The organism is Agromyces sp. CCNWLW203, assembly GCF_036576125.1.
Lineage (GTDB): Bacteria > Actinomycetota > Actinomycetes > Actinomycetales > Microbacteriaceae > Agromyces.
Genome location: NZ_JAZHYX010000001.1, coordinates 310,023 through 336,792 on the forward strand (window position 1 = coordinate 310,023; position 26,770 = coordinate 336,792).

The 26,770-nt window shown below is 68.7% G+C and carries 21 protein-coding genes; 8 read left to right on the forward strand and 13 right to left on the reverse strand.

The features are described 5' to 3' along the window. Positions 1 to 54 precede the first annotated feature (54 nt). From VPH61_RS01475 to VPH61_RS01485, 3 genes are read right to left on the reverse strand one after another with little or no spacing between them, the layout of a single operon-like run. Complete coding sequence (locus VPH61_RS01475) at positions 55 to 2,007, reverse strand: YhgE/Pip domain-containing protein (RefSeq protein ID WP_332061749.1); 1,953 nt, start codon at positions 2,005 to 2,007, stop codon at positions 55 to 57. After that, a complete protein-coding gene (locus VPH61_RS01480) occupies positions 2,004 to 2,786 on the reverse strand; it encodes an ATP-binding cassette domain-containing protein (protein WP_332061750.1) in 783 nt (260 codons plus the stop codon). The genes VPH61_RS01475 and VPH61_RS01480 overlap by 4 nt, the downstream gene beginning before the upstream one ends. A gap of 60 nt (positions 2,787 to 2,846) precedes the next feature. Then, a complete protein-coding gene (locus tag VPH61_RS01485) occupies positions 2,847 to 4,100 on the reverse strand; it encodes a metal-dependent hydrolase family protein (protein ID WP_332061751.1) in 1,254 nt (417 codons plus the stop codon). A gap of 240 nt (positions 4,101 to 4,340) precedes the next feature. Between VPH61_RS01485 and VPH61_RS01490 the strand changes: the two genes are divergently transcribed. From VPH61_RS01490 to VPH61_RS01505, 4 genes are all read left to right on the forward strand, one after another. After that, positions 4,341 to 4,589 carry a LapA family protein gene (locus tag VPH61_RS01490; RefSeq protein ID WP_332061752.1) on the forward strand — a complete coding sequence of 83 codons (249 nt, stop codon included), beginning with the start codon at positions 4,341 to 4,343 and terminating at the stop codon, positions 4,587 to 4,589. 208 nt (positions 4,590 to 4,797) lie between these two features. Then, positions 4,798 to 6,363, forward strand: a complete 1,566-nt coding sequence (locus VPH61_RS01495) for a helix-turn-helix transcriptional regulator (RefSeq protein WP_332061753.1) — start codon at positions 4,798 to 4,800, stop codon at positions 6,361 to 6,363. Next, on the forward strand, positions 6,347 to 7,672 hold the full coding sequence (locus tag VPH61_RS01500) for a threonine/serine ThrE exporter family protein (protein WP_332061754.1): 1,326 nt from the start codon (positions 6,347 to 6,349) through the stop codon (positions 7,670 to 7,672). The genes VPH61_RS01495 and VPH61_RS01500 overlap by 17 nt, the downstream gene beginning before the upstream one ends. Then, the gene (locus tag VPH61_RS01505; protein ID WP_332061755.1) at positions 7,669 to 8,790 is read left to right on the forward strand and encodes an AI-2E family transporter; all 1,122 of its coding nucleotides are present in this window, start codon (positions 7,669 to 7,671) and stop codon (positions 8,788 to 8,790) included. Before VPH61_RS01500 ends, VPH61_RS01505 begins: the two co-directional genes overlap by 4 nt. A 54-nt stretch (positions 8,791 to 8,844) precedes the next feature. On the opposite strand, the gene VPH61_RS01510 is transcribed toward VPH61_RS01505, so the two are convergent. Then, positions 8,845 to 9,669 (reverse strand): alpha/beta fold hydrolase, encoded by an 825-nt coding sequence (locus tag VPH61_RS01510; protein WP_332061756.1) that lies wholly within the window; start codon positions 9,667 to 9,669, stop codon positions 8,845 to 8,847. A 63-nt stretch (positions 9,670 to 9,732) separates the two neighbouring features. Here VPH61_RS01510 and VPH61_RS01515 point away from each other — a divergent pair, with 63 nt between their 5' ends. The 3 genes from VPH61_RS01515 to VPH61_RS01525 all read left to right on the forward strand — a co-directional run bounded on the left by VPH61_RS01515 (position 9,733) and on the right by VPH61_RS01525 (position 14,114). Next, positions 9,733 to 12,357 carry a winged helix-turn-helix domain-containing protein gene (locus tag VPH61_RS01515; protein WP_332061757.1) on the forward strand — a complete coding sequence of 875 codons (2,625 nt, stop codon included), beginning with the start codon at positions 9,733 to 9,735 and terminating at the stop codon, positions 12,355 to 12,357. A 102-nt stretch (positions 12,358 to 12,459) separates the two neighbouring features. Continuing rightward, on the forward strand, positions 12,460 to 13,641 hold the full coding sequence (locus tag VPH61_RS01520; protein ID WP_332061758.1) for a hypothetical protein: 1,182 nt from the start codon (positions 12,460 to 12,462) through the stop codon (positions 13,639 to 13,641). 86 nt (positions 13,642 to 13,727) lie between these two features. Continuing rightward, a complete protein-coding gene (locus VPH61_RS01525; protein ID WP_332061759.1) occupies positions 13,728 to 14,114 on the forward strand; it encodes a TIGR03618 family F420-dependent PPOX class oxidoreductase in 387 nt (128 codons plus the stop codon). Between the two features lie 9 nt (positions 14,115 to 14,123). Here the strand turns inward: VPH61_RS01525 and VPH61_RS01530 are convergent, their stop codons facing one another. Continuing rightward, positions 14,124 to 14,723 (reverse strand): TetR/AcrR family transcriptional regulator, encoded by a 600-nt coding sequence (locus VPH61_RS01530; RefSeq protein WP_332061760.1) that lies wholly within the window; start codon positions 14,721 to 14,723, stop codon positions 14,124 to 14,126. Positions 14,724 to 14,785: 62 nt separating this feature from the next. Between VPH61_RS01530 and VPH61_RS01535 the strand changes: the two genes are divergently transcribed. Further along, positions 14,786 to 15,583 carry an SDR family NAD(P)-dependent oxidoreductase gene (locus VPH61_RS01535; protein WP_332061761.1) on the forward strand — a complete coding sequence of 266 codons (798 nt, stop codon included), beginning with the start codon at positions 14,786 to 14,788 and terminating at the stop codon, positions 15,581 to 15,583. A 71-nt stretch (positions 15,584 to 15,654) separates the two neighbouring features. Here VPH61_RS01535 and VPH61_RS01540 read toward each other — a convergent pair whose 3' ends face one another. From VPH61_RS01540 to VPH61_RS01575, 8 genes are all read right to left on the reverse strand, one after another. Further along, on the reverse strand, positions 15,655 to 16,134 hold the full coding sequence (locus VPH61_RS01540; protein ID WP_332061762.1) for a peptidoglycan-binding domain-containing protein: 480 nt from the start codon (positions 16,132 to 16,134) through the stop codon (positions 15,655 to 15,657). 206 nt (positions 16,135 to 16,340) lie between these two features. Further along, the gene (locus VPH61_RS01545) at positions 16,341 to 17,396 is read right to left on the reverse strand and encodes an ABC transporter permease (protein ID WP_332061763.1); all 1,056 of its coding nucleotides are present in this window, start codon (positions 17,394 to 17,396) and stop codon (positions 16,341 to 16,343) included. Continuing rightward, positions 17,393 to 18,487, reverse strand: a complete 1,095-nt coding sequence (locus tag VPH61_RS01550) for an ABC transporter permease (protein WP_332061764.1) — start codon at positions 18,485 to 18,487, stop codon at positions 17,393 to 17,395. Before VPH61_RS01550 ends, VPH61_RS01545 begins: the two co-directional genes overlap by 4 nt. Further along, positions 18,484 to 20,115, reverse strand: a complete 1,632-nt coding sequence (locus tag VPH61_RS01555; protein WP_332061765.1) for a sugar ABC transporter ATP-binding protein — start codon at positions 20,113 to 20,115, stop codon at positions 18,484 to 18,486. Before VPH61_RS01555 ends, VPH61_RS01550 begins: the two co-directional genes overlap by 4 nt. Before the next feature lie 263 nt (positions 20,116 to 20,378). Further along, positions 20,379 to 21,374 (reverse strand): ABC transporter substrate-binding protein, encoded by a 996-nt coding sequence (locus VPH61_RS01560; RefSeq protein WP_332061766.1) that lies wholly within the window; start codon positions 21,372 to 21,374, stop codon positions 20,379 to 20,381. Between the two features lie 189 nt (positions 21,375 to 21,563). Then, the gene (locus VPH61_RS01565) at positions 21,564 to 23,108 is read right to left on the reverse strand and encodes a sugar ABC transporter ATP-binding protein (RefSeq protein WP_332061767.1); all 1,545 of its coding nucleotides are present in this window, start codon (positions 23,106 to 23,108) and stop codon (positions 21,564 to 21,566) included. Then, the gene (locus VPH61_RS01570) at positions 23,105 to 24,133 is read right to left on the reverse strand and encodes a LacI family DNA-binding transcriptional regulator (RefSeq protein ID WP_332061768.1); all 1,029 of its coding nucleotides are present in this window, start codon (positions 24,131 to 24,133) and stop codon (positions 23,105 to 23,107) included. The genes VPH61_RS01565 and VPH61_RS01570 overlap by 4 nt, the downstream gene beginning before the upstream one ends. A 186-nt stretch (positions 24,134 to 24,319) precedes the next feature. Beyond that, positions 24,320 to 26,671, reverse strand: coding sequence for a family 43 glycosylhydrolase (locus tag VPH61_RS01575; protein ID WP_332061769.1), 2,352 nt, complete (start codon positions 26,669 to 26,671; stop codon positions 24,320 to 24,322). Between the last annotated feature and the right edge of the window lie 99 nt (positions 26,672 to 26,770).

The window sequence follows — 26,770 nt, forward strand, 5'->3', positions numbered from 1 at the left end:
GCGTGTACGACGTGCGTGGTTCGTGCGGATGGTCAGTTGTGCCTGATCGCCCTCCTAGACCTCGACCGGCGGGTAGAGGCGGTCCATGTTGTATTGGCGGTTCCGGCGGGCAGCCCACGTCGAGACGGCGATGAAGGCGACGGTGAGCACCAGGATCACGACGATCGACGTCCACAGCCTGGAGTCGACCCCGCCGAGGATCAGCTGCCGGAGACCCGTCACGGTGAAGGTCATCGGGTCGATCCAGTGCAGGTACTGGAACGGCACCGAGGTCACGGGAACCGGATAGATGCCGCCGGCCGACGTCAGCATGATCATGAGGAACACGAGTGTCGCCACCCTGCCGACGGCAGGACCGAACAGTGCGTTGAACATCTGTATCAGCGCCAGGAACATCGCGACCATCAGGAACATGAACGCGAGCGTTCCCCCGGCGTGCACCGGATGCAGCCCGAGGCCGAAGTACAGCACCAGGAACAGGATGAGTGCCTGCAGGATGCCGACGAACAGCGTCGGCGCGTAGGAGGCGAGCACGACGCGGAACGACCCGAGCCCCTGCGCGAGCGGTCGCGCCTGCAGCGGCGTGAAGAGCATCCACGCGATGAGCGAACCGACGAACAGCCCGAGTCCCATGAAGAACGGTGCGAAGCCGTACGCGAAGGTCTTCGCCTCGTTGTTGGTCACCTCTTCGAGCGCGACGGGATCGGCGAGCGCCTTGATGAAGTTGCCCTGCTCCTCTTTGCTCCAGGACGGGATGAACTGCATGCCCTCGTCGACCGCACCGGCGAGCTGGTCGGTGCCGGCCGCGAGGAGCGGCGTGCCTGCCGCGAGCTGGCTCGCGCCGTCGCTGAGCTGGACGAGCCCGGACGACAGCTCGTCGGCGCCCGAGCGAAGCTGACCGGCGGCGGCCCGCACCTCGCCGAGGTCGCGCTGCACTCCGCCGTTCTCGACCGAACGGAGGATGACGCTCACCCGGCTGTTCGGGTTGTCCAGCTCGGAGGCGATGAGGTCCACATCCTGCTGGATGGCGGCGAAGGTCAGCGCCAGATCCTGCGAGATCCAGTTGTCGAGGATGAAGTCCCGAACCTCCGTGAGGCGGTTCGCGACGTCCTGCTGCACCTCGTCGCCTGCGGCGAGCTCGGCGATGATCGTGTCCAGCCGATCGACGGCCTCATCCCTCGCCGAAGCGACCCGGTCGAGTGCGGCAGCAGCCTGATCGGTGTTCGCGGTCACGCGCTGCACGACCTGTCGCAGTTCGGTGCCCGTCATCCCCGAGCTGTCGACGATCGACTCGGCGCGGGTCACGGCGTCGTTCACGGCGTCGTCGAGCTCGTCGAGTGCGCCCGCGAGGGTCGCAGAGCCGTCCTTCGCCGTGACGAGGTTGTCGGCGAGCTCCTGCGCGCCCTCGTTCGCCGTCTGCATCCCGGCGTTGAGCTCGTCGACCTGGGCGGCCGCTTCCCGCAGCTTCGGAATCGTGCCCTCGGCGAGACCCAGCACGGTCTGGAAGACCTGCTCGCCGACCTGTGCGCTGACCTGGTTGATGGCTTCGGCCGCGGCATCCTGACCGATGACGGTCGCGAGGTAGTTGTTCGCATCGTTGTAGGTGAAGATCAGCTTCGCCTGGTGCGCATTGTCGGTCGCCGCCGAGGTCACCGATTCGCTGAAGTCCTCGGGAATCGTGATGGTGAAGTAGAAGCGCCCGTGCGCCAGGCCGTCGACGCCCTCCTGCTCGTCGACCTCGTGCAGATCGAGCTGCTTCGACGCGATGAGGCCCGTGACGACGTCGGCACCGGCATCGGTTCGTTGTCCGTCGACCGTCGCGCCCTCGTCGAGGTTGATGATGGCGACCGGCAGCTTGTTCACCTCGCCGAACGGGTTCCAGAACGCCCAGAGATAGAGCGCGCAGTACATCAGCGGCATGATGATGATCACGATGAGGGCGAGCCGGGGCATGCGGCCGCGGTAGTAGCGCTTGAAGTCGCTTCCGGGTGAGAATGCGGCGATCATCGGCTGAGAGCCTCCTGCTCGAGGGTGGCGAACTCCTGGTCCGTCAGATTCGGGACGTCGATGTACTCGCGCGCTCCGCTGCCGGGGAAGGCACCGTTCACGTCGGCCGTGATGACGGTCTGCTCGTGGCCGAGGGCCACGAGCCGTTCGAGCAGCTTGTGCGCGTTGCGAACGCTGTGGAGCGTGTCGATACCGCCGACGACGAGGATCTCGGGCTTCCTGATGTTCGCGACCGCGATACGGAAGAGCGCGGCGGTGAACTCCGGCAGCTCTTCGACCATGGCGTCCATCGTGGGGAGTGTGTAGTCGCCGAACACCGGGCGGCAGATGCGCTCCAGGTCGTCTTGCGTCGACTGCGGCACCCACCCGTACCACGGCGCAGCCCAGCGCACCTGCTCGGTCACGATGTCGTGGACGCGGATCGTCTGCGTGATCCCGTCGACCTCGTCGATGTTGGCCACGTTCGCCTGGTCGAAGAGGTGATGGGCGTCGTTCTCGCGGCCGAATGAGGTCAGTGTTCCGGTCGAGGGCTTCATCCGCCCGGCGAGGGTGAGGAGGAGCGACGTCCTGCCTCGCCCGCCGGCCCCGACCAGAACGGTCACGCCCTTCGCGCGAACGGTCAGGTCGATGGGGCCGTAGATGTGCCCCCACGACGCGTCGACGCCGATTCCGGATGCCTCCAGCAGCACGTCACCCGCCGCGACCCCCCGCCGCGTGGTGGCCTGCGAGCCGTTTCGTTCGATCGGGTCATCCCCTGTGGACCCTGTGGACGATGACATTCACTCTCCCCCTTCGAGCACTCGCCTGAGGGCGTTCGACGGCGTCGAACGCCCCCGGCGTCACAACGTGTTCTTGACGATCTGCCCGTTCTTGACGATGAGCTTGAAGTTCGTGTCGGGGTCGCCGATCAGCGAGATGTCGCTGGTGGGGTCGCCGTCGACGAGGATCATGTCGGCCCACGCGCCCTCGGCGATGACGCCGAGCTTGCCGCCGCGATACGTGTTGCGCTCGCCTGCGAGCTCGAAGAGCGACGCGTTGCCCGAGGTGAGCATCTTCAGCGCTTCGACGTTGCTGTAGAACTCGCCGAGACGAGCCGCCATCTCGCTCTGGCGTGGTGCCGATTGCGGCTCGAGCAGGAGGTCTGTTCCCCACGCGGTCTTGACACCGTGCTGCTTCGCCCAGCCGTAGACCTGCTCGGTCCCGTGGCAGATCTCGGTGTTCTTGCCGGCGCGCACGGGATCGGGATAGTGGTGGTCGTCTTCGGCGAACGGCTGCATCGAGAGCCAGATGTTCGCGTCCGCGACGCGTTTGATCGTCTCCTCGTCGGCGAGATGACCGTGCTCGATCGAGCTGACGCCGGCGTCGATCGCCCGGGCGATACCGGCGGGCGTGTACACGTGGGTCGCGACGTAGGTGCCGTAGTCGCTCGCCGCCTGCACGGCCGCCCGGATCTCGTCGGGAGTGTACTGCAGGGTGTTCAGCGGGTCGTACATCGAGGCGGCGCCGCCGCCGAGCGTGAGCTTGATCTGCGTGGCGCCCTGGCGAAGCTGTTCGCGCACGGCGGCGAGCACGCGCGGAACACCGTCGGCGATGCGAGTGAAGTGGATGTCATCGGTGCGGCTCGGCTTGCCGCCGAACTCCTCCGGCACGTCGTAGACGAAGGAGAAGTCCGCGTGGCCGGAGGTCTGGGAGATCATGGCCTGGCTCGGGAAGATGCGCGGGCCCTCGAAGCTCCCCCGATCGATGAGCGCCTTGATGGGCGCCGTGTCGCCGCCCATGTCGCGAACGGTCGTGAAGCCGCGGAGCAGCATCCGCTTCGCCTCGGCGATCGTGTTGCCGTAGAGCACGCCGGTCGGGCCCTGCAGGAAGTCCATCATGTTGTTGGCGTTGCCCATGAGGTGCACGTGGGCGTCGCTGAGCCCCGGCATGAGGAGCTTTCCGTTGCCCTGGATCTCGATGACGCCGTCGGACGCGTCGCCGGCCACGGGCGAGGTGGAGACTGCGAGGATGTGTGCACCCTCGACGAGCACATCCACGTTGTCGAGCGTGCGATCGCTGATTCCGTCGAAGACACGGACGTTGCGAACGATCATTCTCTGAGGCGCATGCGTTCCAGTGGTCATGGCGGCGACACTATGCCGGGGCGAAGAGGGCTTTCGGGAATCGCAACCGAATTCCCCCTGGGCGTCATCCGACGCGTCACCCCCCTCTCACCCGGCCTTCACCCGCGCAATTCCGGGGCTGGACGCCGGACGGCAGCGCGTTGATAGACTGCGCCGCAGGGCCGGATATACGCCCGGCGTTACGTCAGCAGAAGTGTTTCGGGGGGAAACATGAACAGCAAGGAACCTGTCATATCGGGGACGGGTAGTCAGAGCGCTTCGTCCAACGGCAAGGTCATCATCGCGATCATCATCGCCGTGGCTGCACTCACCTTCGTGTTCTCGAACGTTGCGCCCGCCACACTGAGCTTCCTCTTCCTGAACTTCACGATGCCCGCCTGGGGATGGTTCCTGGCAGTGCTTCTGGCCGGGGTTGCGATCGGATCGCTCTTCCCGTGGTTCCGACCGAGGAAGAAATAGGCCGGAGCCCGAGCGCTCAGCACTCGACGAGCTCTGCTCGCCCGAGTGGCTCATCTGTACCTTCTCCGCGGCGTATTCGAGGGAGCGGACCGGCCGCGGGGCTTCGCAGGATCGATGGTGTGAACCGGGGGAAGCACGAATGAATCTGACCGATGAAGTCAAGGCGCTGGACGAACTGGAACGAGCCACAGCCTCCGGTAACCCGGACATGATCGCGAGGGTCGCGGTGGCGAACATCCTGCCGCTGTACCACGAACACTACGAAGTGCTCGCGTCAGCGGTGGACGGGCTGCCCAGCAAGGTGCTCGAACGCTTCCCGATCCTTCGGTTCGGGCACCGCATGACCCCGGTGCTTGCTCGAACGACTCGCCCGTTCAAGCCGCTCATCGATCCCGATTCGGCGCGAACCATGAGCGCAGACGAACTCGACGTGTTCACGCTCATGCAGATGATCTCGTTCCGGTTCAGCGGCGACGTGGCGGCAGCACTCGTCTACGCCCGACGGCTCGAGGATCGAATCCTCGACATCCGCGTGGAATCGCGTGAACGAGCCGACGGACAGCTCTGGTTCTACCACTACGAGATCGGCTCCACCCTGCTCGCCTCGGGCGACTCCGCTCGCGCGCTGCTCGAATTCGGCACGGCACGCCAATTGGGCAAGCTGTCGAACCAGCGCCACGCCGAGCGGCTCGCGATCGGCCGCGCCGCGCTCGCCCACGCGCTTCGCGGCTCGCTCGACGAAGCGGACGTGGCTCTCGCCGAGGTCGCCGAACAACCGCCCCCGACCGGGTCGCACCGCACCGCGAGCGCGATGACCGAAGGAGTCGCAGCGGCGCTCATCGCGGTCGAGCGCATGTCGGATGACGTCGATCAGCGGCTTGCGGAACTCGAGCGGTACGACAGTGTGCTGATGACCTGGCCCTTCGCCCTCCTTGCTCGAGCGCGCTCCCTCTTGGCCGCGCAGCGGCCGGGCGAGGCCCTCGAAGCGATCCGGCTGGCCAATGACGCCCACCCGGTCCAGCATGGTTCCGTCGCCTCCGACGTGATCGCATCGACCTTCATCGAGGCGCTATGCGCCCTCGGCGACTCGACGGCCGCATGGGACATCGCGACGTCGAACGCGCGAACCGGCAACATGACGAGGTTCGCCGTCATCCGTCTGGCATTGCACGACTCGCGCTTCGATGTCGCAGCGAACGAGATCCGGCGGCTCGCCGGCGACCGCGCACTCAGCCCGAGCCAGCGCGCCAAGGCGACGTTGTTCTGGGGTTGGCTCGAAGTGGCGCAGGGCGCCGACCTCGATCAGCGCACCGCCGAACAGATCCAACGTCTGGCCGTCACGGGAAACATCCGCAGACTGCTCGCAACCATGCCGCGGCAGCTCATCGAGCACGTGAGGGCGCACCTCTCGAGTACGGAGCTCGCCGAGTTCGACTCCGCGACGCATGACCTCACGACCTTCGACCTGAAGACGCGCCCGATCCTGACGCCCGGCGAGCTCCGGGTGCTGAACGCACTGCCCACCCACCCGACAACGGCGGCCATCGCCTCCGCGTTCCACGTCTCCCCGAACACCATCAAGTCGCAGCTCAAGGCCCTGTACCGCAAGCTCGGGTGCTCCACGAGGGACGACGCGATCAGGGTCGCCAGCCGGCACCGTCTGTTCATCGGCGAGAATGCGGGTGTCGGCCTCGGGGCGAGCGGCAACGGTGACGACTTCGTCCGGCTCGCGCTCGGGTCGCAGAACGAGAAGCTGGATGTCGGGACTCGCTGATCGCATTCGTGCGGCAGCCTCCGCCTTCCGCAACGAGCCGGCGATCGAGGTCTCAGCGGGCGGCGTGATGGGCGTGCCCGAGATGCTCGGGGAGATCGGTGCAGCGCTGCTGGATTCATCGCAGGCCACGAGCGACGTCGAGGACATCCTGAAGCGCATCGCCGATCGCTATGGCCGACCCGAGCTCCGCGTGTTCGTGCTCCCGACACTGGTGCTCGTCGAGGACCCGAGCACGGCGCCGTCGCAGACCTCGATCTTTCCCGCGAACGAGAGTGCACTGCGGCTCGACCAGGCCGACGCCGTCGAGCGGCTCGTCCGGCACTCGGTCAGGGATCGCGCCGGTCCCGAGTCCGTCATCTCGTCGATCACGCAGATCAGGAGGGCGGATTCCCGGTTCGGCCCGGTACTGACCGTCGTCGGCTACACCCTGCTCACCGTCGGCTTCGGCTTGGTGCTCAACCCGACGGTGAGCGCCCTGCCGATCTACGTCGCGCTCGGAGCGGTCGTCGGCACCATCGTGCAGGTGGGTAGCCGAATCTCGACGCTCTCGCTCATCCTGCCGGCGTTCACGGCATTCGCCGTCACGCTGCTCGTCTCGCTGCTGATCGGCCCGCTCGTGCACGACGACGTGATCAGGCTCGTCGCACCTTCCCTCGTCTCGTTCCTGCCCGGGCTGACGCTCACCGTTGCCGCCGTCGAACTCACCTCCGGGCAGATGATGGCGGGCGCCAGCCGACTGGTCTTCGGCATCGCCCGCCTCGGGCTGCTCGTCTTCGGGGTCTTCGCGGGCATGTCAGTGGCGGGCGTCTCAGCTCCGAGCGGCGACACCCCGGTGCAGCTCGGCGCATGGGCGCCGTGGGCCGGCATCGCGCTGGTCGGGCTCGGCTACTACTTCTTCTCTGCCGCCCCTCGTCGTTCGCTCGCCTGGATTCTGTACGCCCTCGTCGTCGCCTACTCGGCCCAACTGCTCGGCAATCTCGTGCTCGGGCCCGAGTTGTCGGGATTGGTCGGCGCGCTCCTCGTGATCCCGGCCGTCAACCTGGCCGGACGACTGAAGGGCGCTCCTTCGAAGGGCATCATGCTCACGTGCGCGTACTGGCTGCTGGTTCCCGGTTCCATGGGCTTCATCGGCCTCAGCGAAGCGGCCTCGGGCACGGCCGGCGCGATGAGCACCATTCTCCAGACGTTCGCCTCGCTCATCGCGATCGCCATCGGAATGGTGCTCGGGGCCGGATTGAGCCGCGATGCCACCGCCATCGCCCGAGGCTGGCACTCGGTCGCGAAACGAGACGAGGATCCCCCGCGATGACTGACCCCGAGACCGTGGCTCCATCCACGATCACGACCGACACCGCTCCCGCCACGACGAAGACGACCACGACACTCAATCGCCCCTTCACCTCGGGTTTCATCGTGACGCTCGGCGGCCTGGTCGCCATCGCGGCGGGTACGGCGTTCTCCCAGTTGTCGACGGTGCTCATCTACGTGGCATTCGCCCTGTTCGCCGCCCTCGGGCTCGACCCCGTCGTGCGCTGGCTCGAACGACGCGGCGTGCGCCGCCCGTGGGGCATCGTCATCGTCTACGCCACGTTCGCGCTCATCGTCGTCGGGGTGACGTTCCTCATCGTGCCGACCGTGGTCGATCAGACCACGCAGATCATCGCCGACCTTCCGAAGACGATCCACGCCTTCGAGCAGTCGAGCGTCTACACCTGGCTGCACGACACCCTCGGCACCGAGGCGAGCAGCCTCATGCAGCAGGTCACCGCGTTCCTCACGCAGCCGACGCACATCGCGACGATCGGCAAGGGCGTGCTCCAGGTGGGGATGACGATCGCCTCGACCCTCTCGGGAGTGGTCATCGTGCTGGTGCTGAGCCTGTACTTCCTCGCATCGCTTCCGGCGATCAAGGCCGGTTTCAATCGCTTCGCACCCGCATACAGTCGAGAGCGCGTCGCATCGATGACCGAGCAGATCACCGATTCGGTCGGCGGCTATCTCATGGGCATGGTGGCGCTGGCATTCTGCAACGCGATCGTCGCGTTCGTGCTCCACCTCGTGCTGCAACTGCCCTTCCCGATGCTGATGGCGGTCATCGCGTTCTGCATCACCCTGATCCCACTCGTCGGGTCGGTGCTGTACTGGGGTCTCGCCACGGTGCTCGCGCTCTTCTCGGGCTGGCTGCCTGCCCTGATCTTCGCCGCGGTCTACTTCGCGTACATGCAGCTCGAGGCCTACGTGCTCACGCCGAAGGTCATGAACCGCGCGATCTCGGTGCCCGGCGCGCTGGTCGTCATCGGGGCGCTCGTCGGCGGCACGCTCCTCGGGCTTCTCGGCGCCTTGATCGCGATTCCGGTCACCGCCTCCGTCCTCCTCATCGTCAAGCAGGTCGTCATCCCGAAGCAGGATGCCAAACTCACGGAATGAGCCGCCATCGGCACCATGCGACGGATGCCTCTCACCCCGAGCCGTCGCACGGCATCACAGTGAGTCCCAGAACGCCTCCACCGCGTTCGCCGTGGCCTCGGGCTGCTCGACCTGCACGAGCGTTCGAGCGCCGTTGACGACCGCGGTCCTGGCGTTCGGGATGCGATCGGCCGCCTCCGCCATGATCTCGGGCGACCACTCCCCTCGGTCGTCTCCCGCCACCAGCAGGGCGGGCACGTGGATGCGCGGCAGGCGGTGCGTGGCATCCGTTCGATTGATGATGAACGAGGTCACGGTTCGTGCGAGCGCTTCGGGTTCGACGCCGGTCATCGCGTCGTCGATGATCGCGGTCATGTCTGCGTTGTGCTGATTCGCCTTCGTCAACTGCGCCCCGTGCACCGCGTGCCGCAGGTGCGCGATCGGTCCGAGGCGCGCCAGCGCGCCGCTCGCGATGATGAGCTTGAGTCTGAAGAAACGATCGATCGGCTCGACCGGCGAGCTGATCGCCACGAGTGATCGGAGCGAGCCCGGGAACAGTGCGGCCGCGGCCATGCCGACGTGCCCGCCCCACGCGGCGCCGAGCCAGTCCACCGGCCCGGTGCCGGGCAACTGGTCGACGATCTGCACGGCGACCTCGGCGCACTCCTCGATCGTGGAGAGGCGTTCGAGTGCGTCGCTCGCACCGTACCCCGGCGCATCGAGCACGACGAGCCGGCGACGCTGCCGCAAGCGGGGAATCACGGGATCCCAGCTTCGGCCGTCGACGAACATGCCGTGCCACAGCACCGCGATCGGGCCCTCGCCCGTCACACGGGCGACAACGCGGCCGAGCGACGTGTCGAAGGAGACGGCGGTTGTATCGTCATGAATCATCTGCATGACCACAGCCTGCGCGCCGGTGCTCCATTCGCGGGCGAACGAAGGCTCTGCAATGATTCTGCAATGATTCACGCGTCGCCCGCCACCGATCCGATCGTGCGCGTGCGCGCGTTCGGGACATTCTCGGCGAGTGTCGACGGCGACGACATCCCCCTCGGCGGACCCCGCGCCCGGGCGCTGCTTGCGGCCCTCGTGGCAGCGCGGGGCCGGCTCCGACCAGCCGAGACGCTGCTGCGCGAGGTCTGGGGTGAGTCATCGCCCGGCGTGCGCTCCGCCCTCCGTGCGAATATCTCGCGCCTGCGCTCGACCCCGCTCGGTCCGCACCTCCGGGGCGGGCGCCAGGGGTACCTGCTGCACGCGGGCCCGACCCTCGAGGTCGATCTCTGGTCGGTGCATCGGATCGCCGAGTCGTCCGCTGCACCTGGTGACGATGCGCTCGACGATCTCGTCACCGTGATCGGCGCGGTGGCGTTCGAGGGAGCCGGCACTTCGCCGTTCCTCCACGACGCGCGCGCCGAGGCGCGGACGGCGCTGCGCCGGGCCGTCGTGCGAGCGGTCGACGCGCACCCGGGCCATCCGCTCGCACCCGTCGTCGTGGAGCGTGCCCTGGCGCACGATCCCGATGATCCGGAGCTGCGAGCGCTCCTCCTCGCCGGTCGGGCGCAGGTCCGGCAACGAGGCATCGCGACCGGCGCGAGCGCGCACGATCTCTCTCCCGCAGCGGCCACGCGACGCATCGGGGTCCCGGCCCCGCTCGCCGCGTACCAGTCCCGACCGGAGGACGAGGCCCGCCTGGCCGCGGCCCTGCGGCTCTCGCGGCTCGTCACGCTGGCCGGGCCGGCCGGCGTCGGCAAGACCCGGCTCGTCGTCGAGTGGGCCCGCGGCACTGCTGCAGCCACGCAGGAGCACGTCTGGTTCTGCGCCGGCGGCGGGTGGTTGCGAGACCTGTCCCTCGCCGTCGGCGCTCGCGACGAGACGCTCGACAGCGTCGCCGCACGACTGAGACCGCTTCGCGGCACCATCGTCCTCGACGGCGCCGACGACGACGTGGAGACCACCGCTGCCGGCCTCGCCAGCCTGCTCGAACGATCGCCGGAGGTGACCGCCGTGGTCACCGCGCGCCGATCGCTGGGCGTTCCGGGCGAGAGCGTGCACCGCGTCGGCGCGCTGAGCCCCGCCGATGCGCGGGCGCTGTTCGCCCTTCGGTCGGGCCACGCCGCATCCCCCGGCGAGGCCGCCGAACTCTCCGAGCTGATGGCGGCGCTCGGCCACCTGCCGCTCGCGATCGAACTCGCGGCAGCGCGCGCGGCGCAGGCGCCGTTCGCTTCGGTGATCGACGAGCTGTCGCCGGCAGCCGGCGGCGATCGCGGCCCGCTGGCGACGGCACTCTCGGCCACGCTCGCCCTGCTCGCCCCCGGCCAGCGCGAGACGCTCGAACGCCTCTGCGACTTCCGCGGGCCGTTCACCCGCGAGAGCGCCATCGCCATCGCCGGCCCGACCGCACCGGCCGACCTCGACGCGCTCCTCGGCTGGTCGCTCGTGGCGGCCGAGTCGCGCGGCGACCTCGCGCTCTTCCGTGTCCCCGAGGTCGTGCATCGGCACGTGCATGCGCCGAACGACGACCCGACGAACGCAAACGGCCCGACCGGATCAGACGACTCGAGTGGCGCACGGGAGCGTCATACGAGGTGGTTCGCCGAGCGAACCCTCGCCGCATTCCACGAACTGACGACGAACGAGGCCGATGCGGCCAGGCAACGCATCGAGGCGGAGCGGGCCGACATCGCGGCGGCGTTCGAGCATGCGATCGACGACGGCGATCGCACGAGTGCGCTGTGCATCGCCGCGGGTATGGCGTGGATGGGTCTCACCTCGGGCGCACAGGCATCCGCTCTCACCGATGCGAGGCGAGCCGCCTCGGTGCCGGGGCGCGCACCGGCATCGGTGGAGTCGCAGGCACGACTCGGCCACGGAATCCTCGCGTACCAGCTCGGTTCGATGGACGAGGCGGCCACCGTGCTCGAAGAGGCGCTGGAGTGCTCGCGGGAGGCGCACGACGTCGGCCTCGTCGCGTTGTCGTTCGCGTTCCTCGCCTACCTCGCCACCTTGACCCCCGACGGCACCCGAGCCGCGGTCGAGCGCATCCGCAGCGCGCAGGATCATCTCGACGGAGCTCCGCCGAGCACGCAGGCGATGGTCGCCCTGATCGCCGCCCAGGTCTACCGCTCTCGCGGTGATCACGACGAGGCCCTGCGGTTCACGGCGTCGGCGCACACGCTCGCGGAGCGGTCGGGGCACGGCTGGGTGCTGCTGATGTCGGGAGTGGTCGCCGCGAAGGTCCACCTCGACGCGCGGTCTCCGCGCCGAGCGCTTGCGACGCTGCGGGCGGTGCTCACGTCACCGCATGTGCTCGCCGATCCGATCGCCGTGCTCATCGCGTCATCGGTCGCGGCCGGCGCGGCAGCGGGCACGGGGGCGGATGCCGCAGGCGCACGCATCATCGGCGCCGTCGACGCGATCGGCGCACGGTACGGCTTCGACCCGCGGGCGAACGAACCCGCCGACTTCGACCGCTATCGCGACCGGGTGCGACAGGGCCTCACGAGCGAGCAGTGGCGGGATGCCTCGACGCGCGGCGCCGCCTTCACCCTCGCCGAGCTCGTCGAGGAGGCGGTGCGGCTGGCCTGAGGCGATCCCGCTCCACCGCCCCATGCCGGCGGCATGATCTACTGGACGTTCGCCCCGCGCCGTACGCGACCTCACGGCCGTACGCAACCTCAGGACTGAGACATGAGCCACCCGCCGACTCGCGCCACCGAACTCGCCGCCACGATCGACGTGCGCTGGCTGCACGCTTCGGACGCGGAGGTGGCCGCCGCGATGGCGACCGTGCGGCGCGAGTCGCGGCCGAAGTGGGTGCCCACGAAGCGTCAGGTGCTCGTGCACGTCAACGACTGCCTGATCCTGTGGTTCCTCTTCATCGCCTTCGTGCGCACCGGTATCCGCGTCGACGTGTTCCAAGACGGTGCCGCCGGCGCCGCCGACATCGGTGAGCTGATCGCCACGGTCGCCGTGCTCGCCGCCTGGCTCTTCGGCGCGTTCCTGCTGCGGCGATGGGCATCCCGGCCGCCGTCGCCGCGAGCGCGGATGAGGGAGTGGCGGCAGACCCTGACCGCACTCGCCAACGGTTTCGAACCGAAGCCGAGCCCCGTGGCGACGTTCTCCTCGATCATCACGGTCGAGCGCACCGCCGTTCGCGAGTACCCGCGATTCGTCGCGCCGGGTGTCGAGCTCGGCAACCTCACCTCCCGCCGCTCGGGCCGCTCGGCCACCTGGCACTACCTCGCGGTCCGGTTGCCGGCACCGCTGCCGCACCTCATCCTCGACGCGACATCCGATGGCCGCCTCGGCGGCGACCTGCCCGTCGGCTTCGAACGCGAGCAGCGGATGTCGCTGGAGGGCGACTTCGACCGGTGGTTCCGGGTGTATGCGCCGCAGACGTACGGGAAGGAGGCGCTCTACGTGCTGACTCCCGATGTCATGGCGGCCCTCATCGACCGCGCCCACCTGTACAACGTCGAGATCGTCGACGACACCCTCGTCTTCTTCAGCCCGCGCGCCGCCGACTTCTCCGAGGCGGAGGTCTGGGAGTCCGCGCACGCGATCCTCACGGCAGTGGCTCCGCGCATCATCTCGAAGTCGCGGCGCTATCTCGACGAGCGCGTGCCCGGGCAGGACGTTCCGAGGGTGCTCGCCAAGATCGCGGCGAACCGCCAGAACCCGAAGATCGCGTGGGTCGAACCGCGACCGATCATCGGACCCGACGGCCGACGGCTCGGCATCCGCGATCGGCGCACCGGCGTGTGGTCGGTGCTCGGCGCCGTCGGCTGGTACGCCCTGCTCGCCTTCCTCTACGTCGTGCCGGGCCTCTTCGCGTTCGCGGGGTTCATGTCGGTCATCGACGGCTGGTGACGGCGGGTGCTCCGCGGCATCCGCTCGTTCGTAGACTTGGTGGGCGGGGCTGATCTCCCGCGATCCCCCTGCCTGAAAGGCGCGAAGTGCTGACCGACACCGCTCGAGAGTTCCTCTCGGAGTACCACCTCGCGACGCTCTCGACCCTCGACCGGCAGGGGCGCGTGCACTCGGTGCCGGTCGGCATCACCTATCTCGACGGGGTCGTGCGCGTCATCGGCGGTCGTGGTTCGCAGAAGTTCCTGAACGCCGAGCGCAGCGGGCGCGCCAGCGTCAACACGGTCGACGGCGGGCGCTGGATCAGCTTCGAGGGCCCGGCGCGCGTGCACGATGATCCTGAGGCGGTCGCGCTCGCGGTCGAGCTCTACGCCGCGCGCTACCGGCAGCCGCGCCCGAACCCGCAGCGGGTGGTGCTCGAGCTCACGGTCGAGCGGGTGCTGGGCTCGGCGGGCATGCGCGCGACCGACGCCTGACGGCGCGGGTCACGGCGCGTCGACACCGGTCAGCGAGCTGAGCACGGCATCGATCGTCGCCTCGGCGGCGTCACGCCAGTGCACCCCGTCGAGCAGGTCGTCGGTGGCGAGCGCGGCGACGCCGTGCACCGCGGCGAAGACGACGAGCGACTGGCGTTCGATGTCGCCCGATCGAACCTCGCCCCGCGCCTGCGCCTCGCCGACGAGTTCGTTCACGACGACCATGCTCGCCCGGCTGAGCGCAGCGAGTTCGGGCGATGCATCGGGGTGGTGCTTCGCCTTGTACATGAGGTCGAGGATCGCCGGGTGATCGACCGCGAACCCGATGTAGGCGAGGCCCGCGGCATGCAACTGCCCGGCGAACGTCGTTTCGCTCGTCACCGCCGCGGCGAGCGCGTCGTTCATGCGCGTGAAGCCCGTGACCGCGATGGCGTCGAGCAGCGCGGTGCGATCGGCGAAATGGCGAGCGGATGCCCCGTGGCTGACGCCCACGTCTCGTGCGAGCTGGCGCAGCGACAGGGCGTCGAGGCCGTCGCCGTCGATCGTCGCCCACGCGCGCTCGAGGAGCTCCTGACGCAGGTTGCCGTGGTGGTACGCACGTTCGGTCACTCGTGCACTCTATCCGAAAGTAGACATTGACAACAATGCTGTCACTGTCTACATTGGCTCACATGACCACTGACTTCACCGGAACCACTGCCCTGATCACCGGCGCGAGCTCGGGCCTCGGCGCCGAGTTCGCGATCGCCTTCGCTCGTCGTGGCGCCGACGTCGTGCTCGTCGCCCGCCGCGAAGCACGACTCCGCGAACTGGCCGAGCGCATCGAGCGCGAGCACGGCGTGCGCGCTACGCCGATCGCACTCGACCTCGCGCAGCCCGACGCCCACACCGCGCTGCGAGCGGCACTCCACGACCGGGGCATCCGGATCCAGACGCTCGTCAACAACGCCGGCTTCGGCGTCAAGGGTGCCTTCGTCGAGTCCGATGCGGGGCGCATCGCCGAGATGGTGCAGCTGAACATCGCCTCACTCGTGGCGATCACCCGCGAGTTCCTGCCCGACCTCGTCGCCGACGGGCGAGGCGCCCTCGTGAACGTCGCGAGCGTCGCCGCGTACCAGCCGTGCCCCGACATGGCGGTCTACGGGGCATCCAAGTCGTTCGTGCTGAACTACACCGAAGCGCTCGCCCACGAGACCCGCGCATCGTCGTTGCGGGTGCTCGCACTCAGCCCCGGCGCGACGAGCACCGAGTTCTTCGACGTCGTCGGCACCCGCGATGCCGCGGTCGGCCGCTTCCAGACGCCCGAGCAGGTCGTGGCACTCACCATGCGCCGTCTCGACCGGCGGCGGCCGCCGGCGAGCGTCGTCTCGGGCCGGGCCAACGCCCTCACCAGCACCCTCGTGCGGTTCATGCCGCGAAGCCTCGCGCTGGCCGTCAGCGGCCGGGTGCTCGCGGAGCCGGCGCGATGAACGCGTCGCTCGGTTGAACGCCGGAGGGCGGGTGGCGCGCGCCACCCGCCCTCCACACGTCGACGTGGCGACTAGTACTTCGAGATGGTGACGTACCCGGGCGATCCCGAGGCGGGCTTCTCGACGTAGCATCCGGCGTCGTACGCGGCCTGCCACGCCGTGCGCTTCGCCGCACTCGAGCCCGCGTAGGCGAAGTTGACCTGACCGGCGTACGAGCAGAGCGTGTTCCACGTGTTGCGTCCGACGATGCCGTCGGAGGTGATGTGCACCCAACTCTGGAACCTGCGCACCTGCGAATCGGTGGCGGGGCCGAACGAGTTGTCGACGGCGAGGGCGCTGCCCAGGCCGTACGCCGACTGCACTCCGTTCAGCATCCGCTGGAGCTGACCGACGCACGTGGCGTAGCCGCCGCGCGAGTACTGATAGGCCGTGCAGCCCTTGCCCGTCGTGCCGCTGTAGGCGGTCGCAGCGGTCGCCGGCGCGATGGCGCAGAGGCCTGCGATCGCGAGCGCCACCGCGCCTCCGGCAATTCCCCGTCGGAACTTCTTCATGTTCGCATTCCCCAATCTCGAGCGCCGGAGCGGCGCCGGCGTCTGTTGCGCCCCTTTCGCGCACGCCGATCACACCACGCGCAGCGGCGCCGGGAGAATGGGCAGCACTCCCCATCGATCGCGGTCGTCGAGTCGCCCAGTCGCCGTGGTTCGACGGAAGGGCCGGATGCCACGAGGCATCCGGCCCTTCTTCACGGGAACTGCGGCTAGGTATGCCGCTTCGACGTCACTGCACGCTGCAGCAGCACGAAGACCAGCAGGATGCCGCCCGTGATGATCGTCGTCATCTCGGGCGGGATGCCGCCGTCACGCGTGATCAGCACGTTCATCAGCCCGAGCACGAGGGCGCCGACCACCGAGCCGAGCACGTACCCGTAGCCGCCGGTGAGCAGCGTGCCGCCGATCACGGTCGCGGCGATCGCGTCGAGCTCCCACCCGATGCCGGTGATGTTCTGCGCGATGCCGAGCCGCGAGGTGTACACCACGGCGGCGACGCCCGAGAGCGTGCCGCTGATGACGTACACGAGCACCTTGGTGCGCGGCACCGCGAGGCCCATGAGCGCCGACGAGCTCTCGGAGCCGCCGATCGCGTACACGGTGCGCCCGGTGCGTGTGCGGTGCAGCACGAAGAACGCGGCGAGCACGACGAGGAGTGCGATCACGACACCGGGGGTGACCACCAGGTCGTTCACCTTCTCGCCGTCGACCACCTTGAACTGCTCGCCGAGCCACCGGATCGGCGAATCCTCGGGCAGCCGCTCGGGCTGGGTGCTGAGCAGGGCCGCGAGGCCTCGGCCGAGGAACATCATCGCGAGCGTCGCGATGAACGGCTGCACGTTGAAGTACTGGATCAGGATGCCGCTGGCCAGCCCGAACACCGTGCCGATGACGATCATCAGCACGATCACGACGAGCGGATCCCAGCCGGCGTTGGAGAGCATCACTCCGGCGACGCTCGAGAGCGCGATGATCGAGCCGACCGACAGGTCGATGCCGCCCGTGAGGATCACGAACGTCATCGCCACCGCGAGGATGATGAGGTGCGCGTTGTTGATGAGCAGGTTCGACAGCGTGTTGGCCTGCACGATGCGGCCGTAGGCCACTTCGCCGTAGATCACCATGCTGATGAAGATGACGATCGCAGCGACCGTCGGCAGCACCGACGGGTTCGATGCCACGACGCGCTTCACGCGGGCAACGAGCTTCGAGACTGCGGATGCCTCGGCGGGCGCCCCGGCCCGCGGGGTCTGCACGGCGGTCATGCCGTCACCTCCTGGTTCTCCTGCTTCACCGGGGCGGGGATCGGCGTCATCCGCCCCTGCGGGGGCCTACGGCGTTGCACGAACCAACTGCGCACCCGTTCGGACTGCAGGAGGCACAGCACGACGATGACGATCGCCTTGAAGGCGGGAGTGGCCGACGACGAGATGCCGAGGAAGACGATGGTCTTGTCGAGGGTCGCGATGAGGAGGCCGCCGACGACCGCGCCGGTGATCGAGAACTTGCCGCCGGCGAGCGAGGTGCCGCCGATGACGACGGCGAGGATCGCGTCGAGCTCCATCTGGTAGCCGGTGCGCGAGACGTCGACCGTCATCACGGTGCCGACCGACATGATGCCGGCGATGCCGGCCAGCACGGCGCTCAGGATGTAGACGGTCAGCAGCAGGCCGTTCGGCTTGATGCCCGCCATGCGGCTCGCCTTCGGGTTGATGCCGATCGCCTCGATCATGAGGCCGAGCGCGCTGCGGCGAACCACGAAGCCGACAACGAGCACGATCGCGATCGCGAGGAGGAAGACGACGGGAAGGCCGAAGACGAACCCGTTCGCGATCCAGCGGAACGGGTCGTTCGTGGCCGAGGTGTTCTGCCCCTCGGTGATCACCTTCGCGATGCCGCGGCCGGCGAGCATCATGATGAGCGTGCTGATGAACGGCTGCAGGCCGACGTACGCGACCAGCACGCCGTTCACCGCGCCGAGCACCGCGCTGACGAGCAGGGCGAGGCCGATCGCGCCGAGCGCGACGCCGAGCGAGCCCGACTCCCCCGCCTCCTTCATGAACACCATCGCGACGGCGCCCGAGACGGCCATCACCGAGCCGACCGAGAGGTCGATGCCGCCGGTCGCGATGACGAGCGACATGCCGACCGCGATCATCAGGATCGGCGCCGACGCCCGCAGGATGTCGATGACGTTGCCGACGAGGTGGCCGTTGACCGGATTGACGGTGATCGCCAGGTAGTTGGGGTCTTTCAGCACGTTGAGGGCGAGCAGCGCGACGATCGCGATCAGCCCCCAGAAGAACGGCTTGCGAATGAGTTCGCGCAGCCATGACCATCGAGCAGCGGTGCTCATGATTCCTCCTTCGCCGCAGTGAGCGCATGGGCGCTCTCCTGCGTGCCGTCGCTCGAGTGCAGACCTGCCTCGGCATCGATGATGCCACTGTGCGACGCCGCCTCGACACCATGTGCCGCGATGACATCGACGACCTGCTGCGCGGTGACCGTCGGGCCGTTGACGATCTCGCCGATCTTCTGGTGGTCCTTCAGCACGATGATGCGCTCGCTCAGGCGCACGACCTCCTCGAGTTCGGAGGAGATGAAGACGACCGAGACGCCGTCTTCGGCGAGCGCCGCGACGGCCTCCTGGATCTCGGCCTTCGCGCCGACGTCGATGCCGCGCGTCGGCTCGTCGAGGATCAGCAGCTCGGGCGTGGTCGCGAGCCAGCGGCCGAGCAGCACCTTCTGCTGGTTGCCGCCGGAGAGGTTCTTGATCAGCCGGTTCGGGTCGGCGGGCCGCACGTTCAGCGCGGTGATGTACTTCTCGACGAGTTCGTCCTGCTCCTTGCGCGGGATGGGCCGGGCCCACCCGCGCTCGGCCTGCACCGCGAGGATCATGTTCTCTCGAACGGTCAGGTCGCCGATGATGCCCTCGTCTCGGCGATTCTCGGTCGAGAACGCGATGCGCTTGCCGAGGCCGTCGGCCGGGCTCTTGATGTCGACGCGCGCGCCCTGCAGGGTGATCTCGCCCTCGTCGGCGCGGTCGGCGCCGTAGAGCAGGCGCGCGAGTTCGGTGCGGCCCGAGCCGAGCAGGCCGGCGAAGCCGATCACCTCGCCGCGGTGGATGTCGAGGTCGGTGGGTTCGATGGAGCCGCGCCGGGCGATTCCCTTCGCCGAGAGCAGCGGCTCTTCGGCGGCGTAGTCGCGATCCTCGGCGCGGCGGTTGCCGCCGAGGGACGAGAGCGTGCTGAGATCCTTGCCGATCATCTTCGAGATCAGCTCGTGACGGTCGAGTTCGCGGGTGAGGTACTCGCCCTCGTAGCGACCGTTCCGCAGGATGGTGAGCCGATCGCTGATCGCATAGATCTGGTCGAGGAAGTGCGACACGAACAGGATCGCGACGCCCTGGTCGCGGAGCACCCGCATCACGCGGAAGAGGCCCTCGACCTCAGCTGCGTCGAGGCTCGACGTCGGCTCGTCGAGGATGAGCACCTTCGCCTTGATGGCCATCGCGCGGCTGATCGCGACGAGCTGCTGCATCGCGATCGAGAGCGTCGACAGCGGCTTGTGCGTGTCGAGGTGCTCGAGGCCGAGCGTCGCGAGCGCTTCCGTCGCGGCCCGGTGTGTGGCTCGCCAGTTGACGCCGAACGCACCGCGCACCTCGTGGCCGAGCATCACGTTCTCGCCGATGGAGAGGTTGGTGACGAGATTGACCTCTTGGTAGACGGTCGAGATGCCGGCGCTCTGCGCGTCGCCGGTGCCGTGGAACTGGCGCTCCTGGCCGGCGACGACGATGGAGCCGCCGTCGATCTTGTAGACGCCGGTGAGCGCCTTGATGAGCGTCGACTTGCCGGCGCCGTTCTCGCCCATGAGCGCGTGGACCTCGCCCTGGAAGAGGCGGAAGTCCACGCCGTCGAGCGCTTTGACGCCCGGGAATTCGATCGAGATGTCGCGCATCTCGATGAGGGGCAGTGCTTCAGTCATGACAGTCGCATTTCTGTGCTCCGGCCGGGGGGGGGGGGGGGGGGGGGGGGGGGGGGGGGGGGGGGGGGGGGGGGGGGGGGGGGGGGGGGCGGGCCGGGGGGGGCGGGGGCGGGGGGGGGCGCCCCGGCCGCCCCCGGGCCCCCCCCGCCCCCCCCCCCCCCCCCCCCCCCCCCCCCCCGGCCGTGGGACGACGATGCGGGGCCGCTGTGGCAGCCGGCCCCGCACCTCAGTCGTCGTTCACCGCGAGTGCGGTGCGGCGACCGTCAGTACTTGCGGTCGGCGAGCACGGCCTGTGCTGCCTCGGCCGAGTCGAACGCCTCGCTCGGCACGATGATGTAGGACTCGACGGAGTCGCCGGCGAGCGCCTTCTCGACGACCTCGAGCGCGGTCTCACCGAACAGCGGGTTGTACTCGTGCACGTAGCTGAGCTGACCGTCGGCGAGCGCCTCCATGGCGGCGAGCGTGCCGTCGATCGTCGCGATCTTCACGTCGACGCCCGGCGTGAGGCCGGCCTCTTCGACGGCCTGTGCCGCGCCGAGACCCATCTCGTCGTTCTGGGCGAAGATCAGCTGGATGTTGTTGCCGTTGGCCTTGAGCAGCGTCTCGGTGACGCTCTTGCCCTCTTCGGCCGACCAGTTCGCCGTCTGAGCTGCGACCTCGACGAGGCTGGAGCCGTCGACCGAGGCATCCCAGCCCTTGTTGCGCTCGTTGACGACGCCGACGCCGGCGGGGCCTTCGAGGGTGATGTAGTTGCCACCCTCGGGAAGGGCCTCGACGGCCCAGGCGCCGACCTCGGTCGCGACCTCGACGTTGTCGGGGGCGATACGGGTCACGTAGAGGCTGTCGTCGTCGGGCTCGATGCCGCGGTCGAGCAGGATCACGGGGATCTCGGCCTCCTGGGCGCGAGCGAGCGAGTCCTCCCAGCCGGATGCCTCGGTGGCCGAGAGCAGGATCACGTCGACGCCCTCGTCGACGAACGACGTGAATGCGTCGATCTGCGACTTCTGGTCGAGGTTCGTGGCCGGTGCGTACTTCAGGTCGAAGCCGGCTTCCTTGGTGAAGGTGTCCTGGATGTTGGTCTCGTTCGCCTCGCGCCAGGCGCCCTCGGGGCCCACCGCGACGAATCCGACCGTGGTGAGGTCGCCCTCGCCACCACTGGAACCGCTGTCGCCGCCGCTCGAGCACGCGGCGAGGCTGATGCTGATCGCGCCGACGGCCGCCAGGCCGAGGATCTTCGCGAATCGCCTCTGAACTGACATGTGATCTCCTCCTTGAGATCCGGCACTGCTGCCGGCTTCCACCCGCTTGCGCGGTCTGTGTGTGATTGCAGCTCCGCTCGATGCGTGCCGCTGCCAGAATGTTACCGGGAACAATTGGAGAAGCGCAAGACAGATTGTTCCCGGAAACATAACGTTCCGGAAACGGCGGCGCAAGCGCTCGACGCCGCGCTACGCGTCGTCGTCGTCGGCCGCCGCGATCATCTCGATGATCGTGTCCACGCTGAGCCCTGGCCCGTTGCTCACCTCGCCGATCTTGCGGCGGTCCTTGAGGATCGCGATGCGATCGCTGAGCCGCACCACTTCATCGAGCTCGGAGGAGATGAACACGACGGCCACACCGTCCCTCGCCATCTCGGCCACACGGGCCTGGATCTCGACCTTCGCCGCGATGTCGACACCGCGCGTCGGCTCGTCGAGCACGAGCACGTGCGGCCGCGTGGCGAGCCATCTCGCGAGCAGCACCTTCTGCTGGTTGCCGCCCGAGAGCTGCTTGGCCGGTGCATCCGGCCCGGGCGCGACGATGTCGAACGACTCCATGAACCGGTCGACCAGCGCGTCCCGCTCGGCGTGCGAGATCGGTCGCGCCCAACCCCGGATCGCCTGCAGTGCGAGCACGATGTTATCGCGCACGCTCAGCTCCTCGATGATGCCCCCATCACGGCGGTCTTCGCTCGCGAACGCGATGCGGTGACGCAGCGCCGCCGCGGGGCTCGACAGCACGACCTTGCGGCCATCGATCTGCACCGTACCCGAGTCGCCCCGAACGACGCCCCCGAGCAACTGGCCGAACTCGCTCCGACCCGACCCGCGAAGGCCGCCGAGCCCGACCACCTCGCCGCGGTGCAACTCGAAGTCGGTGGCGTCGAAGTCGCCCCGACGGCCGAGGCCGACCACGCGGTACACGGGCTCGCCCGTCGGCTCCGCACGGTGGGCCCGCCGCTCCGACCCGATGCGGCGCAGCTCGGTGAGGTCCTTGCCGATCATCTTCGAGATCAGTTCGGCCCGGTCGAGTTCTCTGGTCGGGTACTCCCCCTGACCCCGGCCGTCGCGCAGCACCGTGATGCGATCGCTGATCGCATAGACCTGCTCGAGGAAGTGCGAGACGAAGAGAATCGCCACCCCATGCTCGCGCAGGCGCCGCAGGGCGCGGAAGAGGGTGGCCACCTCGTCGGCGTCGAGACTCGAGGTCGGCTCGTCGAGCACGAGCACCTTGGGCTGGGTCACGAGCGCCCGCGCGATCGCGACGAGCTGTTGGATGGCCGGTGGCAACGCCGCCACCGTCAGCTTGGGGTCGAGGTCGCCGAGCCCCAGCTCGTCGAGCACCTCCACGGCCCGCAGCCGCGTTGCTCGCCACGAGATGCCGTACCAGCGCCGCTCCTCGTGACCGATCATGATGTTCTCGGCGATCGAGAGGTTGCCGCACAGGTCGACATCCTGGAAGGCGGCGGCGACGCCGGCTGCTTCGGCCGCGGCGGGTCCGGAGAGCGCGACCGGCTCGCCGTCGATGCGCACTTCGCCGGAGTCGATGCGGTACGCACCGGTGAGCGCCTTCACCATCGACGACTTGCCGGCACCGTTGCCGCCCATGAGCGCGTGGATCTCGCCGCCGAACAATCGCAGGTCGACGCCGTGCAGCACCGGGGTTCCCTCGATCACCACGGTGATGCCGGTCATCTCGACGACGGGTCGCGCCGCGGCATCCGTCGCCCTCATGATGCCCTCGGCGGCGCGGTCGACGCGCGCACGACCAGCTCGCTCGGGATCTTCGAGCGCTGCGGGATCTCGCGGCCCTCGAGCGCGGCGCGCAGCACCTCCATCGCCTTCACGCCGAGCGCGTGGAAGTCCTGGCGCACGGTCGTGAGCGGCGGCAGGAAGTGGCGTGAGAGCGGCAGGTCGTCGAAGCCGACGACGCTCACGTCTTCGGGTACCCGGATGCCGCGATCGTGGAAGCCGTGCACGACGCCGAGCGCCATCTCGTCGTTCGCGACGAACATCGCCGTGTACTCGGGCACGCCCTTCAGGCCGACGGCGTAGTCGTAGCCGAAATCGCTGGTCCAGTCGCCCACGACGATGGGCCGGGCCTTCAGGCCCCACTGCTCGATGCGGGTGTGGAAGGCGCGCTCGCGACCGCGGGCGTCGAGCCAGTCGAGCGGGCCGGCGAGGTGCAGGATGTCGCGATGCCCGAGTGAGACCAGGTGGTCGACCGCGAGCGTGGTGCCGAGCTGCTGATCGACGCTGACGGTGAGGAAGGTCGGGTCCTTCGCGGCCTTCACGACGAGCACCGGCACGTCGATCGAGATGCGCCGCAGCGCCGACACCGACGACGAACGCGGCGCGACGACGCAGAGTGCGTCGACGCCCTCGGCGATCAGGTGGCCCACCGCCGTCTCGGGCGTCAGGTTCGCGTCGTCTTGCAGTGCGACGGATGCCACGGAGTAGCCGCTCGAGCGGGCCGCGAACTCGAAGCCCCGCAGCGTGCTGGTCGGCCCGAACTCGACGGCGCTGTCGACGATGACGCCGATGCGCTGGGTGCGCTGGGTCGCGAGCGCACGCGCCGCACTGTTGGGCTTGAAGTCGAGTTCTTGAATGACGTCGAGCACGCGCTGGCGGGTGGCCGGGCGGATGTTGGGGTGCCCGTTCAGCACGCGCGAGACGGTCATGTGCGAGACGCCGGCGAGCGCGGCGACCTCGCGGATGCCGAGCTTCTCGGGGCGCTCCCCAGTCTCGACGTCACTCACGGCCGTCTCCTGTCTCGCGGATGTCTCGGCGCACTCGTCGTGCTCCGGCCAGTCGGTCCCGCGCGATCCGGCACGACCGACGGGCAACAGCCTATTCGCCCGGCGCACGGAGACGCGGCGACCCGCGCCTTCGGGCTCCCCTCATTCGATGAGCGAGAGCGCGAAGGCGCGGGCCGCCGTTCTCACTCAGCCACAGGACCGCGCGTCGTACGGCGCGCTCAGCGACACGGCCGTCGCCACACCGTCGACGGTCGCCGTCGCGTCCACGGCGACCGCGGCAGCCGGCACGGCCTGCTGACGGGTGGTGAACACGTGCACCGCGTTCTTGCCCGGAGCGACCGACGCGAACGACTTGGTGCCGAACGACGACTCGACGACGAGCGAGACCGGCACCTCGTCGTTGTTCCTCGCCTGCACCGTCACGACCGCATTGCCGGCGATGCATCGGGTGCCTGCGGTCACCGCGACGTCGAGCGACGGGGCTGCCTCGCCCGCGGTGAACGCCAGGGTGTCGAGCTCGAACAGGTCGCCGGTGGCACCGCTGTAGGTGAAGTAGACGTCGTGCGTGCCCGTCGCCCCCTCGAGGTCGGCGGTCACCTCCGCCCACGCGCCCGTGGCGCCGTCGACATCGATCGTGCCGACCACGGGCCCGTCGTCGGAGTCGAGGCGCACCTGGATCGCGCCGCCGGACTGCAGGGGCTTCATCTTCGCCGTGACCGTCGCCGCGCCGTTCTCACCGAACGCCACCGACGACAGGCCGGTCCAGTCGCCGGCGTCGATGTCCGTCACCACGAGGTTCGGGGCCGAGGCGCCGAACTCGGTGGATCCGCCATCGGTCTTGGCCGTCGTGACGCCCTTCGTCCAGCCGAGGGTCTCGCCTTCGAACACCCGGTAGGGATCGAAGTCCCGCACCTGATCGACACCAGCGTAGGTGCCGACGACCTGGTTGACGGTGCCGTCCTCCTTGAACGTCAGCTCCTCGATGTGCGGGCTGCGGTACCCCTGCGTGGAGTCGCCGTTGATGCGCTTGTTCAATGTCGGTGCGTGGTAGGTGAAGTAGTACTTGCCCTCGTACTCGAAGACGGACTGGTGGTTGTTGCCGCCGGTGCCCGATCCGAAGAACTGGGACTGGTTCGGGAACATGACGCCGGCGTAGGCCTCCTTCGGCCACGACATCGGATCCTCCGACATCATGTAGCCGATCTGGCCGCCGCCCGGGTAGCCGGGCAACGGCGTCTGGCTGCCGCCGAAGTCGGTGCCGCCGAAGTGCGACGAGTACGAGAGGTAGTACTTCTCGCCGCGCTTGAACACCTGCGCCGCCTCGAAGGCCACCGGTGCGTCGACGACGGCCGCTGTACCCTCCGTCGAGACCATGTCGTCGCCGAGCTCGATGACGCGGATGTTCTTCGGATTGTTGAAGCGCTCCGCAGCCGGCATGCTCGTCGACGCGGGGCCGCCGCCGAAGAAGAGGTACTCCTCGCCGTCGTCGTCGACCAGCGGTGCCGGGTCGAAGAGCCAGGAGACGCCCTGTGCACCAGGGGTGCTGCCGTTGATCAGCGTGCTCGTGCGCTCGCTCGTCCACGGGCCGAGCGGGCTCGCACCCGTCAGCACGTTGCTCGATCCGCCGCCGTTGGCGTAGTAGAGGTAGTACTTCTCCACGCCGTCGACGACCTGCTTGGCCATGCCAGGGGCCCACGAGTTGTTCGTGAACGGGGCGACGCCGTTCGGCCCTGCGACCTGGATCTCGCCGTGATCCGTCCAGTTCACCATGTCGGTCGACGAGATGAGGGTCACCTGGTTGATCGCACCGTAGTTGATCTGCGGAGAGACACCCGTGGCCGGGTTGGGTGCGTAGCCCTGGGTGTCGTTCGTCATGTACATGTACACGCGACCCTTGTCGACGAAGCCGAAGCCGTCGGCTCCGAACTTGTGCCCGAGCAGCGGGTTGTGGTCACCCGGCAGCCGGCCCTCGACCTCGACGGTCCTTGACGCCGGCGGGGGCGGCGGTGCGCCGACCATCGAGACGTCGTCGAGGGTGAAGTCCATCAGGTGCGTGTCGGGCGCCGTCGACGGCGTCTGCGTCCACGGCGTCTCGAAGAAGACGCGGGCGGTCGCCACGCTCTGCCCGGCGGGGATCGTGAAGCTGCCGTTGATGAACGCCCACTGCCCCTTCGTCGCCGTGACGCTGACGAGGTTCGTGTACGTACTGCCGCCGTAGTGCATCGTGGCGAAGAACTGCTTCGTCGCGGGCCCGTTGGCGTTGTCGTACTTGATCCTGGCCTTGAGCGTGTAGGTCTGACCTGCCGCCACCTTGCCGGTCAGGTCCTGCATCGGTCCGGAGCCGGTGGTGGCGCGCCCGGTGATGACGGCCGCGCTCGATCCCGAGTAGGCATCCGTCGTCGTGGCGAGCGTGCCGCCGTCGGTTCCGTTGCCGTTGTTCACGATCCAACTGGTCGTGCCGTTCTCGAAGCCGCCGTTCAGGATGAGCTCCTCGTCGGCGGCGTACGATGTCGTCGCCGCAGCGAATGATGCGGTCATGAGCGCTGCCAGGGCGAGTCCGGCCAGGGTCCGCCTCGGCACGCGTCTGCGCCGTTCCTGTTGCAGTTCCACGAATCCTCCTTGATGTTCGTGTCGTGG

What these genes read in the sequence shown, in the direction of transcription:
- VPH61_RS01575 (WP_332061769.1), bottom strand. Translation starts at nt 26,671, where the DNA reads ATGACCGCATCATTCGCTGCGGCGACGACATCGTACGCCGCCGACGAG.
- VPH61_RS01515 (WP_332061757.1), top strand. Translation starts at nt 9,733, where the DNA reads ATGATTCACGCGTCGCCCGCCACCGATCCGATCGTGCGCGTGCGCGCG.
- VPH61_RS01500 (WP_332061754.1), top strand. Translation starts at nt 6,347, where the DNA reads ATGTCGGGACTCGCTGATCGCATTCGTGCGGCAGCCTCCGCCTTCCGC.
- VPH61_RS01485 (WP_332061751.1), bottom strand. Translation starts at nt 4,100, where the DNA reads ATGATCGTTCGCAACGTCCGTGTCTTCGACGGAATCAGCGATCGCACG.
- VPH61_RS01555 (WP_332061765.1), bottom strand. Translation starts at nt 20,115, where the DNA reads ATGACTGAAGCACTGCCCCTCATCGAGATGCGCGACATCTCGATCGAA.
- VPH61_RS01565 (WP_332061767.1), bottom strand. Translation starts at nt 23,108, where the DNA reads ATGAGGGCGACGGATGCCGCGGCGCGACCCGTCGTCGAGATGACCGGC.
- VPH61_RS01540 (WP_332061762.1), bottom strand. Translation starts at nt 16,134, where the DNA reads ATGAAGAAGTTCCGACGGGGAATTGCCGGAGGCGCGGTGGCGCTCGCG.
- VPH61_RS01560 (WP_332061766.1), bottom strand. Translation starts at nt 21,374, where the DNA reads ATGTCAGTTCAGAGGCGATTCGCGAAGATCCTCGGCCTGGCGGCCGTC.
- VPH61_RS01490 (WP_332061752.1), top strand. Translation starts at nt 4,341, where the DNA reads ATGAACAGCAAGGAACCTGTCATATCGGGGACGGGTAGTCAGAGCGCT.
- VPH61_RS01480 (WP_332061750.1), bottom strand. Translation starts at nt 2,786, where the DNA reads ATGTCATCGTCCACAGGGTCCACAGGGGATGACCCGATCGAACGAAAC.
- VPH61_RS01510 (WP_332061756.1), bottom strand. Translation starts at nt 9,669, where the DNA reads ATGCAGATGATTCATGACGATACAACCGCCGTCTCCTTCGACACGTCG.
- VPH61_RS01550 (WP_332061764.1), bottom strand. Translation starts at nt 18,487, where the DNA reads ATGAGCACCGCTGCTCGATGGTCATGGCTGCGCGAACTCATTCGCAAG.
- VPH61_RS01495 (WP_332061753.1), top strand. Translation starts at nt 4,798, where the DNA reads ATGATCGCGAGGGTCGCGGTGGCGAACATCCTGCCGCTGTACCACGAA.
- VPH61_RS01535 (WP_332061761.1), top strand. Translation starts at nt 14,786, where the DNA reads ATGACCACTGACTTCACCGGAACCACTGCCCTGATCACCGGCGCGAGC.
- VPH61_RS01520 (WP_332061758.1), top strand. Translation starts at nt 12,460, where the DNA reads ATGAGCCACCCGCCGACTCGCGCCACCGAACTCGCCGCCACGATCGAC.
- VPH61_RS01505 (WP_332061755.1), top strand. Translation starts at nt 7,669, where the DNA reads ATGACTGACCCCGAGACCGTGGCTCCATCCACGATCACGACCGACACC.
- VPH61_RS01545 (WP_332061763.1), bottom strand. Translation starts at nt 17,396, where the DNA reads ATGACCGCCGTGCAGACCCCGCGGGCCGGGGCGCCCGCCGAGGCATCC.
- VPH61_RS01475 (WP_332061749.1), bottom strand. Translation starts at nt 2,007, where the DNA reads ATGATCGCCGCATTCTCACCCGGAAGCGACTTCAAGCGCTACTACCGC.